Source organism: Burkholderia sp. Ac-20344, from assembly GCF_017104975.1.
Taxonomy (GTDB): Bacteria; Pseudomonadota; Gammaproteobacteria; order Burkholderiales; family Burkholderiaceae; genus Burkholderia.
The window spans coordinates 97,286-113,926 of record NZ_JAAGPP010000006.1; the positions used below are offsets into that span (position 1 = coordinate 97,286).

The following is a 16,641-nucleotide window of genomic DNA, read 5'->3' on the forward strand; positions in this document are numbered from 1 at the left end:
TCTCATACAAGGTACAAATTCGTCGAAACTTTGGGGCAGCGTGAGTTCGTCAGTTTTCTTCTTCCCGCCAGCATGTCCTTGCAGCGGCAAGTAGTGAACTGGCTGCAGCCGGCCCCCACGTTCCCGCCGCATACGGCCTCGGGTGTAGATCACGCGCCGGCGCCTCGAGGATCGGTTGTACCCACTGCCACGCTTGTTCTTGTTCGTCTCGTCGCACGAAGAGTGAGAGGCGCCCATCGATTACATCGAGCAGCAGTCGCTCGTACGCGTCCATGCTGCGCCCCGGAAACACACGATCGAATGCGAGATCGAGTGACACGCGCTGTAGCCGCATACCGTCGCCAGGTTGCTTTGCAAGACAGTAGAGACGAATCGATTCATCGGGCTGCAGACGAATCACCAATTGATTCGCACCCGCAGCGAAAACAGACGGCCCGAGAACAGAAAGCGGAACGGGCTTGAAATTGACGACAATCTCGGTAACTCGTTCGGGCATTCGCTTTCCCGTCCGGAGGAAGAACGGGACTCCAGCCCAGCGCCAATTTTCGATCTCAACCCTCAACGCAACGTAGGTTTCGGTCTGGGTATTGGTCGGTACGCCCGTCTCGGCCGCATAGGCCGGCACGGGTTCGCCCTTCCAGTAGCCGCGTTGATACTGACCAAATACCACTTGACGGTGCATGTCATCGACATTGATGGGCTTCAGGGCACGCAGGACTTGCAACTTCTCGTTGCGAACCGCGTCCGCGGACATATTCTGTGGCGGCTCCATCGCGGTGATCGCGAGCAATTGCAGAAGATGGTTCTGCACCATGTCCCTTAGGGCACCGGTCTGATCGTAAAAGGCGCCGCGCGCTTCGACACCGAGATTCTCGGCGATAGTAATCTGGATATTGTCGATCCATTCGCGACGCCATAGCGGCTCGAACAATGCGTTCGCGAAGCGAAGGGCCAACAGGTTCTGAACTGATTCCTTTCCAAGGTAATGATCGATCCGGAAGATCTGGTCGTCATGGAAGACTTCGCCTACCGTGTCGTTGATCGATCTAGAGGAAGCCAAGTCATGGCCGAGTGGCTTCTCCAATACGATTCGAGCGCCAGCATTCAAGCCGGTCGCGGCAAGACCTCGACAAATCGGGACGAACAGCGACGGAGCCGTGGCGAGATAATGCACACGAACTGCATCCTGCGCATTCTCGGCATTCAGCACTTCACTCAGTTTTTCGAATTGACGCTCGCTGCCGAGGTCCAGGCTGACGTAGGACAACCGCGCAAGAAAGCTGGACCACGTTGCTTCATCACCGCACGCGATGAACGCATGCGGGCGCACGCGCTCATTGACCCATTCCGAGAACGCATGGCTGTCCAATTCGGGTTTGGCGACGGCGACGATTCTGCCATTCGTGGCGAGCTTACCGTCGCGATGTGCCTGATAGAGCGCCGGCAGGATCTTCCGCATCGCGAGATCGCCGGTGCCGCCATAGAGAATGAACGTGAAGGCGCGAGTGAGGCTGTGTTGCATAGAGAGCGTGATTGAGAAAACCAACGAGGCATCTGTGCGCTGTGCTCGCCCAACGATGGACCGGAAAACGCATATCGGGTATCGCGTCGGCTGATCGCGGAGAACATCGCGCGCTGCGACTGCCCCGTGGCAAGAGCGCCTCGGACAGAACAGCGGGCGATGCAGGTGGATAGTCGATCCGAATCTAAGCTTCGACGACGCTCGCAAAGGCGGTTCGCAGATTGGCGGTGGCATGGCCCTCGCGCTCGGACGTCGCCGCGGCGACCTCGTCGAATTCAGTTAGCCTGCTGGCATATGCCTCCAGGGCTGCGTTGAGTGCGGCTGGAGCCGGGCCGCCGAAACGGTCACGAACCGAGATGAAATGCTCGGGCGAGACGATTTCCTGGAACATTGACTCGTCGATGCTCGGCACGCGATCACATGTTTCCACGAATGCTTCTCGGAAAAACGGGTAACCGCGCTCGGCAAGACTGCTTTCGATCGATACAACGGCTTTAGCCGTATGGGCGGCGATTTCATGGGCTTGCCGGAACGAAAGTCCCTCGGTCCGTACCAGCGTATCCGCCAGCTCCGTGACCGTGATGCAACTCCTTCCAATGTTCGCGCGGACCTTGTCTTCATTCACCGTCAGTACCTTCACGAATCCGGCGAGCAGATCCAGCACCCGACCGGCGAGAGCGAATGCAGTGTGGCCTTGCGTGTGGGTTTCGCCCTCGCTGTCGTTCATATCGGTGAACGGCGTGTTGTGCATGACGGTCAGCATCGCGTGCGAGCGCGTCATCGCATGCGATGCCAACAGTCGAAGATGTTCGATCGGTACCGGATTGCGCTTCTGCGGCATGATCGAGCTGATTTGGACGAACGCATTCGGAACGTAGAGTTGGCCGACTTCGAAGCTCGACCAGAACTGGAAGTCCTGCACCAGTCGGCCAAGGTGCAGCATCATCAGTTCAATTGCAGAATACGTCGACGTCACATAGTCGGCGGCCGCGATGCAGCTATAGGAATTTCTGAGCGGTGCGGAGAATCCGAGAAGCTCTGCCACGCGATGTCGATCGATCGGAAACCCGGTCGTCGTGATCGCCGCAGCCCCCATCGGACACAAGTCGACGAGTTCACGCGCCCCCTGAAGGCGGTCAATGTCGCGCAACAGTACCTCGATTGCTGCTGCCAGATAGTGTCCGAACGTGGTCGGTTGTGCCGGCTGCCCATGCGTATAGGCAACGATCAGTGTTGCTTGCTCACGCTGCGCCGTCTCCAGCAGGGACCGCGCGAGCAGGCGACCCTTTACCAGCAGCGTGTCGATCTGGGGTTTCATGGCGAGCTTGAACAGGGTGTGATCCATGTCATTGCGCGACCGCGCGGTATGGAGCCGCCCTGCGATATCGACGCCGAGCCGCTTCTTCAGCTCTCCTTCAATCAGGAAGAAGTAGTCTTCGAACTCTCCCGTGTACGTCAACGCGTCGACATCGAGTTCGCGCTCGATATCCAGCAGCGCACGGCCGATCGACGATGCCGTCTCGCGGTCGATCACGCCCGTTTCCTTCAGCATGACCAGATGCGCGCGGTCGACACGTTGAAAATTTCGATGGTGCTGTTTGGCGCCTTCGAAGAGGGGGGAGAGGACAGTCTCGGTATAGACCGGTGCGGGAAAACGACTGGAGTCTTGAATTTTCATGATGGTGCCTCTTGCGAGCTGCGGCCCGCAGCTCGCTCTATTGGATGAATATGGGGAGACGAACACGAGGTTCGTCTGCCGGTTGCGGAGTCTCGATACAGAAACTGAATCGTTTGGAGAACGTCAGGATGCGGTGCTGCGCACCCGTTCGACGTCCTGTCGGATCGCACCGAGTCGCGTCAGAATCAGCACGCCACCGATGAAAAACAGACTCGAGAAGATCGCGAAGCAGTTGCCGAGTCCGAACGGTTTCGCGAGTGCGCCAAACGTGATTGACGACACACTTGCGCCGACAACGCCAATCGCGAGCATCGTGCCAGTCGCTGTCGCTCGAGCGTATGACGGAATTACATCGTGCAGCGCAGCGTAGATGTTCGCGTCATACGCACCCTTGAAGAAGCCCGCACCGACGAGGCACAAGACGGCGACTGTGACATTGCTCGATAATCCCGCCCCGAGAACGAAGCCTGTTGCGATCAGCAGGCTCGCGCCGAGGACAATGAATCGTCCTTGGACGAAGCGTCGAGAGATGAGGTCGCCCATCACTCCGCCGAGAAGCACCGCGGCGAGTGCCGAGATGTTCTGGATGCTCCCGAAGAATGCGGATACGGTCAGCGACGTATTGAACTGACGGTAGAAATAGGTCGGCGCCCAGGTCCACAACGCGTCCGCCACGAAGTTCCCGCAGAAGAAAACGACGATGAGCAAGACCGCCGACGGAATTCCGAGCACGACACGATAAGTATTGACCCGCGCTCCGCCATTCGTTGTGGCCCGTGCTGGCGTCGCCTTGCCGCTTTTCATGTAGCGCCGGATGGCGAAATAGAGAACGCCGGCCCAGATGATGCCGAACGTGCCGTATCCGTAGAACGCCAGGTGCCAGGTGTAATGTTCAGCCAGATAGGCGACCGACACGGCGCCCACGAGCCCGCCGATGAATGTTGCGGCCTGGTGAATCGACAGGGCAGTCGACCGCGAGCGATCGTTGTGGATGCCGCTGATCAATGCCGTTCCGGAAGGGAAATACGACCCTTCGCCAAATCCGGTCAGCGCCCGCATCGTCAGAAAGCCGATGAACGACGCCTGGATCGGGCTGACGAGAATACAGATGCTGCGTATTTCGGCGAACGTGACCGCCGATTTCGGGAACGTGACCGATTCGGCGGGCTTGGGCGTTGCGCGGTGTTGATTGTAGATTTCCTTGTCAGTTCTGGTCGAGTTCGGGCTCCAGGATGTTCGGTTTGAGGGATGCTTTTCTGAGCGATTCGCCGGTCAGCGTGATCCGGTGATGACGCTGCATGAGACGGTCGAGCATCGCATCGGCGATGGTCTCGTCACCGATCCAGCCATGCCAGTGCTCGATCGGCAACTGGCTGGTCACGATGGTGGCTTTGCCCGCCGCGCGGTCATCGATCATCTCGAGCAGATCGTTTCGAACCATCGCATCGAGGGGAGCCATTCCCCAATCGTCCAGCAGGAGCACATCAACGCGGGCGACCTGCAGCAGCCATTTGGTGAAGCCGCCGTTGCCGTGCAGCACGCGCAGTTCCTCGCCGAGTCGCGGCACACGCAAGTACAGCGCCGAATGCCCGCGCCGGCAGGCGTACTGCGCCAAGGCGCAGGCGAGCCACGATTTCCCCGCGCCGGTTGGGCCGCTGATGAGCAGGCTGTAGCCGGCTTCGACCCAGTCGCCGAGAGCCAGGCTCGTGAGCGAGCGCGGGTCCACGCCGCGACCGGAACGGGTGTCGAGGTCTTCGATGGCGGCCTGCGGATACTTGAGGCGCGCCTGCTTGAGCAGCCGGGTCCGGCGCCGATCATCACGCCAACTAGCTTCCCGGTCGACCAGTAGCGACAGGCGTTCCTCGAAGCTCAGGCTGGCCGCGCCGGGCTGCGTCAACTGTTCTTCCAATCCATCAGCGAAGCCGTCCAGCTTCAGGGTGCGCAGTTGGGTCAGGGTCTGTTGCATCATCATCGCGGGTTCTCTTTATTGGTAGTAGCTGGGGCCGCGTACATGCGCGTGGTTCGGGCTGATCCAGTCGGCAGGCGTTGTCGCTGCGGCGCGATCGCGGTTGTTGACCAGAATGTCGCGCACGTGGCGGTAACGGTGCACGCCCAGTTCCAGCGCCAGCGCACACGCCGCTTCGAGACGTTCGCGGCCATAGCGACGGGAGAGCGAGAGCAATCCGAGGCACGCCCGATAGCCGTGTTCAGGGTGGCGCTGCTCCTGCAGCAGCCGGGTGACGAGGGCGCCAGTTGCCGCGCCGATCTGCTGGCCCCAGTGAATCAACCGCTGCGGCGTCCATTCCAGATGGGCGCGGTGTGCGGCCGGCATGTGCTCGACGACGGTGGTGTAGCCACCTGCGCGGTCATTGCGGGCGTGGCTGGCAACACGGCGGCCGCGATGCAACAACTCGACAGCGCCCGCCGTGATGCGCGCATCGAGCTTGAGGCCAACTAACGCGTGCGGGACGCTGTAGCGGTGTTTGTTGATCTCGACGTGATAGTCGATGCCTTCTGTGGTCGACCACAGAACACATCTTGTGTGGCGAAGAGATTTCTGTGGCCTTGGCGCTGAGGAGCGGCGTTCAGTGAAGCCCCTCGAAGTCTGAAGGCCACAGAAGCATGGCCCAATTTGAGGAGCAACATTACCTTTCCGCCTTTTTTTGCGGAAGGAGGTCTCCTCATGTTCGATCGACTTTTCAAACACCCGGCTGCAGTTGCTCGTCACACCACAGCGCCGCTCTATCGTGAGCGAGTCCGGTACCTCGAGTACATGCAGCATCAGCGGGTTTCCCGCAAGACATTGATTCGCCATGCAGCGTACCTGATACGGATAGGAGAGGCGTTGAGATGGAAGTTACCGGATTCCTTCACCGCTGCTCAACTTAACAAGCTCGCAGATCGATGGCGTAACCGTCAAGCGGCTCATCCCACCCGCACCGATGGCGAAGCTTCCCGGACGGCGTATGTATCGACAGCGACGAGCTGGTTGCGTTTTCTCGGACGACTGCAAGCGCCGACCAGCGAACAGCATGGCTCGGAACAGATCGCGGCCTACGCTCGCTTCATGCGCGACGAGCGTAACCTCTCCGCACTAACAATCCGCACGCGTTGCGGGCGCGCCTCCGAGTTTCTTCGACTCGCCGATGCCGAGGGCTATGACATACATCAACTCGACTGGAGAGCCATCGACCTTATTCTTGCCTCGAAGGGAAGCCGCGATGGTTTGACGCGCGCGTCGATGCAAACCTATGGCTACAGCATCCGCAGTTTTATTCGCTATTTGGAAGAGCACGGGCATTGCCGACTCGGTTTATCGTCGTCAATACAACCGCCCCGGGTATATCAAGGCGAGGCACTACCTGCTGGGCCGTCCTGGCCGGAAGTCCTTCGCGTTCTTGAGAAGCTTGTAGGGGACCGACCTGGAGCGATTCGTGATCGCGCGGTCATGATGATGTTCGCGGTGTACGGATTGCGTGTGGCCGAAGTGCGCCGACTGCGCCTCGACGATTTTGACTGGCAGCAAGCCCTTGTTCGCATACATCGCTCCAAGCAAAGCCCACATGTTGCTGTATTTCCGTTGGCCGGCGACGTAGCAGATGCTCTTGCGAGGTATCTTCGTTTTGTTCGAGTGAAGTCCGATCGGCGGGAGGTGTTTCTACAGTTGCGGAGTCCATATCAACCACTCGGCAGCAGCGCGCTCTGGCAGATTGTGAATCGTCAGCTAAGGCCAATGGATTTGTCGATCAAACACACGGGGCCACATGCCTTGCGGCACGCGTGTGCGACCCAGCTTCTAGGACGAGGTCTAACCATGAAGGAGATTGGCGATTTCCTCGGACACTGCCATCCCGCGACCACGGCGATATACGCGAAGGTCGACATCGAAGGCTTACGCCGAGTGGCTGACGTTGATCTCGGGAGGTTTCTATGAAGCTCGTTGACGCAATCTCACTGTACATCCAGGTTATCCACACCAATGGATGCAAAGGTGACAGTATTCACGGCGTGCTTTCCTTGTTTGCGAAGTGCGTGGGCGATAACCGGGAACTCATTTCGATCTCACAGACGGAGGTGCGAGCATTCCTCGATGGGAATCTACCGCTCAGCCATTATTGGCATCGCAAGCACTCTGCTCTCATGGGATTCTTCCGTTTCGCGCTCGCGCGCGGCTTGGTGCCTACCATTCCGCTACCTGCCAGGACACCACGTTGCTATCAGGATTACCAGCCCTATGTGTATTCCGAGGACGACGTCGCCAGACTGATCGCTGCGCTTGACAGTGTCCGCGCGACGCTGATTGAAGCTCGTACCCTTCGGGCCCTCGTACTGCTTTTATATGGGACGGGCCTGCGACTGGGCGAAGCACTACATTTATGCCTCGCGGATGTGGATCTGCCGCAGCAGATGCTCACGGTTCGCGACACGAAGTTCTACAAGACACGATGGGTTCCAATTGGAACGCAGCTCGTCCACATCCTGCACGAATACGTGGTGGCCGTTCATACTTCCCTCAGCATCGAAACTCGCGACGACACGCCACTGTTTATCCGTCGTGACGGTGGTCGGCCAACCGCGGGCGGCGTCCGACGCGCATTTGCAAGGCTCAGGTCAAAGGCTGGCGTTCGGCGTAACGACGGCGCCCGGTATCAGCCGCGTTTGCACGATATGCGGGCAACGTTCGCCGTACATCGTTTGACCACCTGGTACCAGCAGGGCGCTGACGTGCAGCAACTTCTTCCTCTGCTATCGACCTATCTCGGACACGCGAGCATAGCGGCCACCCAGGCCTATCTGCCCATGTCACCGGAACTTCTTGTGGAAGCATCGACCCGTCTCGAGCACTACGTCGCGTTGGAGAAACAGTCATGAACGATCTGAATCTGTTGGCCCCGTGGGTCAAACGCTTCCTGGCCGATTACCTCGTCACGGTAAGAAGTGTCGCGCGAAGCACGCAGTTGAGCTATCGCGACACTCTAGCCAGGCTCATTCGCTACGCAGCGAACGAACTACGAACGCGTCCTGATCTGCTCAAGGTCGACGACATCAACAGGGACCTGATCAACCAGTTTCTACCAACCGCGACGACGAGTAAAGCTGTGGGCGCGAGAACCGTCAACCAACGTCTCTCGGCCATACATAGCTTCGCGCGATTCGTCGGCGAATACGGACCAGAGCACCTGGAATGGTCTGGGCGTGTCGTGGCGATCCCATTCCGTAAGTTTGCACGCCCCGAGATCCCCTACCTTGAGAAGCCCGAGATGGACGCACTTCTTGCTGCTGCAGACTTGCGAACGGCACAGGGAGTGCGTGACCACGCGCTGCTAATGTTCCTGTACAACACAGGCGCACGAGCGACAGAGGTTGCACAGGTTAGGGTTGAGGACCTGCAATTGCAGTCGCGGGATGGCAACAGCAACGCGTTTGTCAGATTGCTGGGCAAAGGCAACAAGGTTCGATTATGTCCCCTCTGGCCGCAAACGGCAGCGGAGATCTCGGCGCTGATTGTCGGTCGGCCAGTGGACCAGCATGTATTCCTGAACCGGTGTGGTATGTCGATTACGAGATTCGGAGTCCACTCGTTGGTGGAGCGCTGCGCGAAGCGCATCGAGGCGAGGTTCCCTGCGGTCGGTGCGAAGCGGGTCAGCCCGCACACGATTCGGCATACAACGGCCACCTACCTACTACGCTCGGGTGTCGACATCAACACTATCCGCGCGTGGCTCGGCCACGTGTCGCTCAACACCACCAACATTTACGCGCAGATCGACCTGGAGATGAAGTCGCGTGCCTTGGCGCAACTGCAGCCATCCGGCGAGACACCGCGGCGGCGAATGGAATCCGATCTGCTGCGATTCCTGCGATCACTGTAACTGGATTTCTGTGGCCTTTAGATTGCGGGGATCTCCGCAGGACGCTGCTCCTCAGCGCCAAGGCCACAGAAATCGCTTCGCCACACAAGATGTGCACCGTCACCGCCTTGAAGCGCGCGAGCTCATAGGGTTGGAGTGGCAGCGGCTGCAGTGCCGGCGCGTCCAGTTCGGCGAACGCACTGGCGCGGCATCCCGGCAGCTTCTGGAACGGGCGCTCGTTCAGGTTCTTCAACAGCGGCCGGATCGCGTCATCGACCGATTGGACCGACGCAAATCGATGATGACGCAGACGCGCCATGATCCAGCGTTCGACCACCTGGACCGCCACCTCTACTTTCGGCTTGTCCTGCGGGCGATATACGCGAGCAGGCAGGAATGACGTACCGTAATGCCGTGCGAAGTCCAGCACGGTGTCGCCTGCGCGCGGTTCGTAACGGTCGGGATCGGCAATCATCGCGCGCGGGTTGTCCGGCACGATCAGCTGCGGCACGCCCCCATAGAAGGTCAGCGCACGTGCAATGCCGCCCAACCAGTCCTCCATCGTTTCGGCCGGCGTCGCGCATGCGAACGTGTAGCTCGACGCGCCCATGGCGGCCACGAAGATGTGCGCGCGGCGTCCGGTGGTCAGCGGCAACGTCGGGCCCGCGAAGTCGACGAACAGCTTCTCGCCGGCGCGATGGATCTGCCGCATCGAACGCTTCAGGCGTTTGGTGAATGTCTTGTAGTGCTCGCAGAACTGCGTGTAGCGATAGGTCTGCCGGTCCGCAAACTCGGCCTGGTACTCCTCCCAGAGCAACGTGAGCGTCACGCCCTTGCGGCGCAGCTCCTGATGGATGCGCCCGTAGTCCGGCTGGGCGTAGGCTGCTGGCCCCGTGGGCTTGCCGAGCAGCCGGCGCTCGAGCTCGCCTTCATCCATGTCGCAGGCACTCGCCCAATCCAGCCCAGCGGCGCCCGCCAGTCCGACGTACTTCGTGACCACGCCCTTGGAAATGCCCAGCGACGCGGCGATCCGATCGTGCGAGAAGCCGCCATCGAATTTAAGTCGTAAAACGTCCTTGATCATGCGCATGTTCATCCGGTGCGCGGGCATGCTGTCTCCGGCCAAAGCCGGCGAGCATAGCCCGCGTGGTTGATGTCATGCGCAACGCCAATCCTGCCTTCCGGTCCGCTCGGTCACGTTCCCGAAATGTCCGGTCACGTTGCCGAAATCGCCGGTCACGATCCCGAAACGGCCGGTCACGTTCGTCCGAAATACGCAGATGCTCCAGAACACGAGCCCGAACAGGATCGTATAGCCTCGCCCCAGACGGTCGGCGATATAGCCGGTCGAGATACATCCGACGCCGTACAACATCTTGAACGCGACGTTGAGCCAGCCGAGCTGCAGGTCGGTCAGATTGAAGGTGTGCTGCAGGGTCGGCATGATCGCCGTGACGACGGTCCGATCGGCGTAGTTGAGAAACGAAACGACCGAGAGGAGGGCGAGAACGAACCACGCATAGGCGCCGCCCCGCTTCGATTGCAGCCCTTGATAGCTCGCGTCATGCCCCGCCGAGGGAGCGGCAATCTGTGCCGTTTCGATTGATCCCGTGCGACGGGATTGTGAGTTGGTCGAGTTCATGTTCGTGACCCTTCCCAATCAAAACCGGTGAACGATGCCTACGCCAGCCGCAAACACGCGACGGCCGGACGAAGGGGTGCTCTGGGTCCCGTCGCCGACGGTCGCCGTTGCATCGATGACATGACCGGCTCCCGCCGTGCCAAGCGTTTGCCCGCTCGCGGTCTGGAAGGCCTGGAGGGCATAGATGGCGGTGCGCTTCGACAAACTGTAATACTCGCCGAGACTGAACTGCTGATATTGCGCCGCATGAGTCATGCCGTTTGCCTTCGTGGCGCGCGTGAAGCTATATCCGGCGGCCAAGTCCCACTGCAACACCGGCTTGAAATGAAGGACTGCCCCGGCGGTGTTGAAGGTGGCCGTGTTCGCGAAGCTGGAGTGCACGCCGGGAATGTACTGAACGTTCGAATACGACGCCGATACGTCCCACCGCGGCGAGAACGCGTAGCCGGCTGTCACCGCAATGCGCTGCTGCGCGGCGGCCGTCTGATAACCGTTCGTCACCGAAGAAACGCCGACCTGTCCGCCCGACGTTGTGGTCGAGTCGGCTCCCCATACGCCGCCACCCGGCGTCGAATTGTTCACGCGCTGAACAGCAGCAGCAATTCCCATCGGACCTGCCTGATACTGCGCACCGACGCTCCAGGTGGAGCCGCTATTCAAGCTGCCCGGAACGCCGCCGATCGAATACGAGCCGCTGAAAGTGAATCCGTGAAGCTTGGGCGACGTATAAACCAGCGAGTTGTTGGCGCGATAGCTTGTGTCAAGTGAATCGAGATCGCCGGGGTGTGCGCCAAAGTAACCAGTCAGCCAGGTGGTCGGACTATAGGGGGAAAGCATCGTGTAGTACGACGTGTACTGACGCCCCGCGGTCAGGGTACCGAAACTCGTATTCGCTACACCCACGTAGGATTGCCGCCCGAACAGCGCGTTTGCATATTGCTGGCCACCGGTATTGAGATTGAAGCCGGATTCGAGCTTGAAGATGACCTTCGTGCCGCCACCCAGATCCTCGGAACCCAGCAGGCCGAATCGATTGCCGTTCCAGATGCCGGAGGCGAATTTGACAGCCGAGTGGCCACCGGACGTCGCGCCGAGCGAACTTTGATTGTTCTGGTACACGATGCCCGTGTCCACGACACCGTAAAGGGTCACGCTACTTTGCGCGTACACGGGCAATGCAGCGAGGACGCTCGCCGTTGCCACAGTCGATTTGAGGAATTGCATCGAGATGTCTCCGTATGTGATTCGTTCGGCTCGTTGCGCTTGACGTCGAGCCTGGCGCGACCAATCGACGTCGCCGCAGTCTGCTCAGTTGGCACTACTAAGCTGATATCTGGTTGGTGCACGGCTTTGACACCAATTGCACCCGCGGCTCGTTGAGCCTCGGTCACGCACAATAATTTAAAGCGCTTGCGTATACTGTTCCCAACGAATCACGCTGTCAACAGCGGCAAACTACCTGAAACATAGGGGTTTACGCCTGCGCTTCCTGGCTAGGCGCCTCCGATGGCAGTCACAAAAATTAAAGCGCTTATCCTTTGGGCCGGCCAGGATGAAGGCTGTTTGGATTTTTATGCTGCTCTTCGCATCTTTGTTCGAATCTCCTTCGCTATTTCGGCCAGTCAGCGCATCCATCGTTACTTCGACTCAACCCTACTTGGCCGACTCCACAACCTATGGGCACGTCGAAGGTTGGGGTCGCACCGCGAATGGGGCGCTGGGGTTGCCGGGGATCGGGTGGAAGACTCAGGCGCGAGCATTCGATAGATTTAAAGCGGTTACAATGGATAACCAGACGAACGGAGCGCGGTCCTCATGAGCAAAGGGAGAGTTGATCTCAAGACGCTTGCGAACCATTTGGGCGTGTCCCAGGCGACAGTGAGCCGAGCTCTGGCGGGCCATACGCAGATCAGCGCAAAGACTCGCCAGCGCGTGACCGAAGCGGCTGAAGCGCTGGGTTACCGGCCAAACGAGGCAGCACGGCGATTGGCAACGGGACGGACAAATGCGGCGGGGCTGGTCTTTCCGTTGCAACGGCTGTTGCTCGCGCAGACGAACTTCGTGGACGTCCTGGCCGGTATTACGGAAGCACTCAATCGCAAGCACTTCGACCTGGTGCTTGCTCCATTTGGCGAAGAAGGCGAGGAGGCAGTCATTCGCCGTCTTGCTGCAGCGCGCTCGATTGACGGGATCATCATTACCCGCGCGAGGGTTGATGACCCCCGGGTTCCGCTACTCAAATCGCTGGGCATACCTTTCGTTGTTCACGGTCGCACGTCAACGTCTGAGGACTACGCGTTCGTCGACATCGACAACGAGGCCGTCTTTTTCAAATCAGCATCGCTACTGCTGAGCCTTGGGCATCGACGAATCGTAATGCTGAACGGGCTGCCCGAATTCAGTTACGCCGCGGCGCGGGCTCGAGGTTTTTTGCGGGCCTACGAGGAACACGGGTTACGGCCCGATCCCGCATATCAATTCGGTGTTCCGATGACTGAGGAATCCGGGTATGCCGTCGCAAGCGAGATGCTCGCAGCGCATTCGCCCCCCACGGCATTTCTATGCGGATCGGTGTTTCTCGCACAGGGTGTTTATCGAGCGGTGCATGACCGAGGACTCAAAATTGGTCGGGATGTCTCGGTGATCGCGCACGACGACAAACTTCGGGGAATTCAAGCGTCGTCGTTCACGCCTCAATTGACCGCAACGGAAGTCGCGATCCGCCGATCCGGCGAGCTCCTTGGGGAAATACTCGTGGATCAAATCGTCAGCCCCTCTGCGCCGAGCACGTCGTGGCATCAGGTAGCCTCCGTCGAATTGGTTGTCCGCGAGTCGATCTCACGAGCTTAGGAACGAAGCGCGCGACTTGGCAGATGGGCTGTCCGCAAGTCCTTCGGGCGTCGAACGAGAAGGATGAACTTTTGCCCCTACGGGATGATCGTTCGTTCAAACTCAGGTTCGCACAACGCGTACCTTCGAGACGCGCTCCGGGTCATCCGAGCTGCAACCGATATCTCCGGAGACGTACGAAGCACGCTGTTTTGGTATCTTAATGAACCGCTGCCGACCTTTGATTACAAGACTGCTGAGCAGCTCGTTTCTGAAGGGCGCACTGAAGACCTGCTGCGATACGTCACATCACTCGGGGCTGGCGCGGCTGGATAGGTCGGGGGTGCACGTTGCGAATCTGCAAATTCACGGCTACTCTCATGTCGTAGTCGACAGATGCGCGGTACTAGAAAATAGGGAGCGGGACTTACCGGATTGGGCGTGTTCCCGCGGTATGTTCCTGCCCCACCTCCTCAAATGCCTGCCTGATGAGCGGGCATTTTCTTTTTCGCGCTCACTTGACCGTAGGTCTACTTGGAAATTGCGTATCTCGGATCCGCGCACTACGAGCGTAGTTCGTGGACCTCCATGTCGACTGCAGCGCGCAATTCCGACAGCGTCGTGAGCCGGCACCCGTTTCCGGCAGGTATCGGCCATCAACGGACACTGGCGCGCAGATTAGTGCGGACGCCTGAGAGGCAGCTCCACACCAGATTACGGGCAGTCCCTGCGCTGATCATGGCGGTCGTATCGGCCGATCCTGCGCTTTGCTGTGTTGACGCCCGCTGAAGGAGGGGCACCCATGCTCGCGAATGCACCTAACCGGATGGCAAGGTGTTGCACTTCAGATTTGAGAACGCCCAGAAATCTAGTTTGGGCAAAGCTTTGTCACTAGTTGATCCAGGCAGCCACACTCTCGCGAGTCAGAGTCGACTTCCCGTCCTCCAACACCCCTCCACACTGGAACTGAGCCTCCTACCGCGCGAGCGGCTTCGTCCGATCGACCGCTACAGCCGACCTGACACTGACAGTTGACCTCACGTCAGCCATGGTCGACGACTGTCGCGGAAGAAGGCCGCCCGGCGCAGAGTTCATCTCTCGCCGTCGCGAGAGGTCCTGACGAGAAAATCGTGAATGTAGTCGGAAATAAGTTCGGGGTGTTGGTGCTGTGGTGCGTGCCCCGCCTCGGAGAAGAAGATGAATTGCGCTTGTCGCATCTTCCCGATCAAAGGAAACCAGTTCTGCCCAGCGGCGCTCGTATCGTGGTCTCCTGCGATTACCAGGATCGGCACATTCACTTGCCCCATGCGATCGCGCCGGTGCTCCTCATCCTTGTGGAAGCCCTCTGCCGCCGTGAAGTACGGCGCCAACTCGTCGGGCCTGGAGGGTATCTTGGAGGTAACGTCAGCCCTAGCATAGATGCGTTCGTGAGATGCCTTGGCCTCGGCACGGCTTGCCTTGGAGGCGGGCTCGAAAAACAAAACCTCCTCATCCGCCAGATCGTTCACAGGCTTGAACGCGCGATCGAGAAACACCTGCTGCAGTGGGATATCGTTATGTCCCGGTGGGTTGGTTCCGATGAGGATCGCCTGAGTAACTCGTTGCGCGTGGTCCAGAAGATAGGTCTGAGCCACAAGTCCTCCCCACGACCAGCCCAGGATGACGAAACGATCGGCCTCGATCGCGTTGGCGAACTCATCGACGAACGTCGACGCCGATGCCATGGAGTCGGGCAGTTTGCCGTTCGAGTATCCGATGCCGGGATAGTCGACGGTTACGACGGTGTACCGCGACGCTAGTCCGTCAAGAAACAACGGATCCCATGTATCGAGCGTCCCCCGTAAGCGGTTGGCGAGAATGATCGTAGGTCCCTGCCCTATCTTGCGGTAGGCAATTCTGTCGCCCTCGACCGTCACGTAGGACGTCGGGGCGGTACCCGCGGAGACCGCGGCATCGGCGGCAGCCGCGTGGCCCGCAGTGGGCAGAACGCCGAAGGTTGGCATGCATCTGGCGAAAAAACGCTTCATGACTGCATCTCCTGGAAAGTTGGTGGCTATCTCACCACCGGATCATTGGGAGTGGCTTGAGGGGGTGCAGGACAGCGTGCCGGCATGTCAGCCGAAGAAGGCAGCGGTGGAATCCAGCGTTGGGAAACCGCGCGAATACGTCGGCCAGAAATCCTTTCGGAATCGACGCGGTGATGAATCCGCCGGTCACGTCTACCCAGTCGGCCCGCCGGAACATGTCGACTAATTCCCCTTCTGCGCCGCGATAGGGCCGGATCTTGTGATGCTGGCAGATCATGGCGTCCACCAATCTGCCCATTTCCTGGCGATCGCCATCGTCCTCCAGCCAGTCGCTCGCGATCAGCCGGGATGGCTCCAGGTAGTCAAAGGTCCCATCGGTCCATATTCCCAGGTCGTGAAAGGCGGCTGCGATGCTGATGACCGGCTCTCCGGCCACCGCCGATGGCGCCAGCGCGCTGCAGAAATTGGCAACCCGATAGGCGTGGTTGCGATAGGCGATGAAGTCGGCACCGAGCTGCGCCCTATGCTGTTCAAGAATGCCGTCGAGCAGCGGTAGTTGGGCAAATAGCCTCGGCTGTCCTTGTTCTGGCTGGCTCATCATAAGGGCAACAGAGATTCAGGGGGTGGCCGTCAGTCGGTGGGAGCGGCGGATACGCATCGCCTGGACCGTCGCGCCAGTCAGGTAGACGAGGAAGCCGATGCCAACCATCGCCTTCAGTGTCGGATCTTCCGGACCGCTGAAGGCCGGATTGCCGATCGGGATGCGCGTGCCGGTCTCCGTCAATCCTGGGATCAGATGGAAGAACAGCGTAAGCGAGTAGCCCAGTACGGCCAGGTAGCGTGCTACGCCCGCTTCCCTATGTCGCTCGCAGGCACTGGCAATGGCGAGCACTGCCAACGTCAGGATTGCCAGTGCATGGGGCGGCCCGAATCCGCCGTGGCGGAAAATAAAGAGGCCGGTGATTGCCGTCGCTGCCGTCAGCCATATATAGAGCCGGCCGGATCGCGTCCTCATCTCGATTTCGCCGTGCTTAAACAACGCCACCAGACCACACGCCACTGCCACCAGGGCAATCGAGGTGTGGAGTATT

General features: G+C 59.6%; 14 protein-coding genes and 3 pseudogenes. 6 read left to right on the forward strand and 11 right to left on the reverse strand.

Annotation, left to right across the window (positions count from 1 at the left end; genetic code table 11):
- Positions 1–49: 49 nt before the first annotated feature.
- The 3 genes from zwf to G3N64_RS03950 all read right to left on the reverse strand — a co-directional run bounded on the left by zwf (position 50) and on the right by G3N64_RS03950 (position 4,259).
- Entirely contained in the window at positions 50–1,522 is a 1,473-nt protein-coding gene (gene zwf / locus G3N64_RS03940) for a glucose-6-phosphate dehydrogenase (protein WP_205782482.1), read from the reverse strand.
- 184 nt (positions 1,523–1,706) lie between these two features.
- The gene (argH, locus tag G3N64_RS03945; protein WP_060317506.1) at positions 1,707–3,200 is read right to left on the reverse strand and encodes an argininosuccinate lyase; all 1,494 of its coding nucleotides are present in this window, start codon (positions 3,198–3,200) and stop codon (positions 1,707–1,709) included.
- Positions 3,201–3,323: 123 nt separating this feature from the next.
- Positions 3,324–4,259 (reverse strand): MFS transporter, encoded by a 936-nt coding sequence (locus tag G3N64_RS03950; protein WP_241020761.1) that lies wholly within the window; start codon positions 4,257–4,259, stop codon positions 3,324–3,326.
- Here G3N64_RS03950 and G3N64_RS39580 point away from each other — a divergent pair.
- Positions 4,192–4,389 carry a hypothetical protein gene (locus tag G3N64_RS39580; protein WP_241020769.1) on the forward strand — a complete coding sequence of 66 codons (198 nt, stop codon included), beginning with the start codon at positions 4,192–4,194 and terminating at the stop codon, positions 4,387–4,389. The genes G3N64_RS03950 and G3N64_RS39580 overlap by 68 nt on opposite strands.
- Before the next feature lie 15 nt (positions 4,390–4,404).
- Here the strand turns inward: G3N64_RS39580 and istB are convergent, their stop codons facing one another.
- A complete protein-coding gene (gene istB / locus G3N64_RS03955) occupies positions 4,405–5,172 on the reverse strand; it encodes an IS21-like element helper ATPase IstB (RefSeq protein WP_175007400.1) in 768 nt (255 codons plus the stop codon).
- Between the two features lie 12 nt (positions 5,173–5,184).
- Positions 5,185–5,709, reverse strand: a pseudogene (locus tag G3N64_RS03960) (IS21 family transposase); the annotation flags it as partial.
- Between the two features lie 336 nt (positions 5,710–6,045).
- On the opposite strand from G3N64_RS03960, the gene G3N64_RS03965 reads away from it, so the two are divergent.
- From G3N64_RS03965 to G3N64_RS03975, 3 genes are read left to right on the forward strand one after another with little or no spacing between them, the layout of a single operon-like run.
- Complete coding sequence (locus G3N64_RS03965; RefSeq protein ID WP_205782483.1) at positions 6,046–7,134, forward strand: tyrosine-type recombinase/integrase; 1,089 nt, start codon at positions 6,046–6,048, stop codon at positions 7,132–7,134.
- Positions 7,131–8,072 (forward strand): tyrosine-type recombinase/integrase, encoded by a 942-nt coding sequence (locus G3N64_RS03970; RefSeq protein WP_205782484.1) that lies wholly within the window; start codon positions 7,131–7,133, stop codon positions 8,070–8,072. The genes G3N64_RS03965 and G3N64_RS03970 overlap by 4 nt, the downstream gene beginning before the upstream one ends.
- A complete protein-coding gene (locus tag G3N64_RS03975; RefSeq protein ID WP_205782485.1) occupies positions 8,069–9,073 on the forward strand; it encodes a tyrosine-type recombinase/integrase in 1,005 nt (334 codons plus the stop codon). Before G3N64_RS03970 ends, G3N64_RS03975 begins: the two co-directional genes overlap by 4 nt.
- A gap of 88 nt (positions 9,074–9,161) precedes the next feature.
- On the opposite strand, the pseudogene istA reads toward G3N64_RS03975, so the two are convergent.
- The 3 genes and pseudogenes from istA to G3N64_RS03990 form a co-directional block, all read right to left on the reverse strand.
- A pseudogene (gene istA, locus G3N64_RS03980) lies at positions 9,162–10,163 on the reverse strand (IS21 family transposase); the annotation flags it as partial.
- A gap of 45 nt (positions 10,164–10,208) precedes the next feature.
- Positions 10,209–10,694, reverse strand: a complete 486-nt coding sequence (locus G3N64_RS03985; RefSeq protein ID WP_205782486.1) for an MFS transporter — start codon at positions 10,692–10,694, stop codon at positions 10,209–10,211.
- An 18-nt stretch (positions 10,695–10,712) separates the two neighbouring features.
- Positions 10,713–11,918 carry a porin gene (locus G3N64_RS03990; RefSeq protein WP_205782487.1) on the reverse strand — a complete coding sequence of 402 codons (1,206 nt, stop codon included), beginning with the start codon at positions 11,916–11,918 and terminating at the stop codon, positions 10,713–10,715.
- A gap of 591 nt (positions 11,919–12,509) precedes the next feature.
- Here G3N64_RS03990 and G3N64_RS03995 point away from each other — a divergent pair.
- A complete protein-coding gene (locus G3N64_RS03995; protein WP_205782488.1) occupies positions 12,510–13,544 on the forward strand; it encodes a substrate-binding domain-containing protein in 1,035 nt (344 codons plus the stop codon).
- Between the two features lie 120 nt (positions 13,545–13,664).
- Positions 13,665–13,859 (forward strand): annotated as a pseudogene (locus tag G3N64_RS39585) (DUF2384 domain-containing protein); the annotation flags it as partial.
- 755 nt (positions 13,860–14,614) lie between these two features.
- Here the strand turns inward: G3N64_RS39585 and G3N64_RS04000 are convergent.
- From G3N64_RS04000 to G3N64_RS04010, 3 genes are read right to left on the reverse strand one after another with little or no spacing between them, the layout of a single operon-like run.
- Positions 14,615–15,550 (reverse strand): alpha/beta hydrolase, encoded by a 936-nt coding sequence (locus G3N64_RS04000; protein ID WP_205782489.1) that lies wholly within the window; start codon positions 15,548–15,550, stop codon positions 14,615–14,617.
- Between the two features lie 31 nt (positions 15,551–15,581).
- A complete protein-coding gene (locus G3N64_RS04005; RefSeq protein ID WP_205782490.1) occupies positions 15,582–16,148 on the reverse strand; it encodes a hypothetical protein in 567 nt (188 codons plus the stop codon).
- A gap of 18 nt (positions 16,149–16,166) precedes the next feature.
- Positions 16,167–16,640, reverse strand: a complete 474-nt coding sequence (locus G3N64_RS04010; protein ID WP_205782491.1) for a hypothetical protein — start codon at positions 16,638–16,640, stop codon at positions 16,167–16,169.
- Position 16,641: the final 1 nt, after the last annotated feature.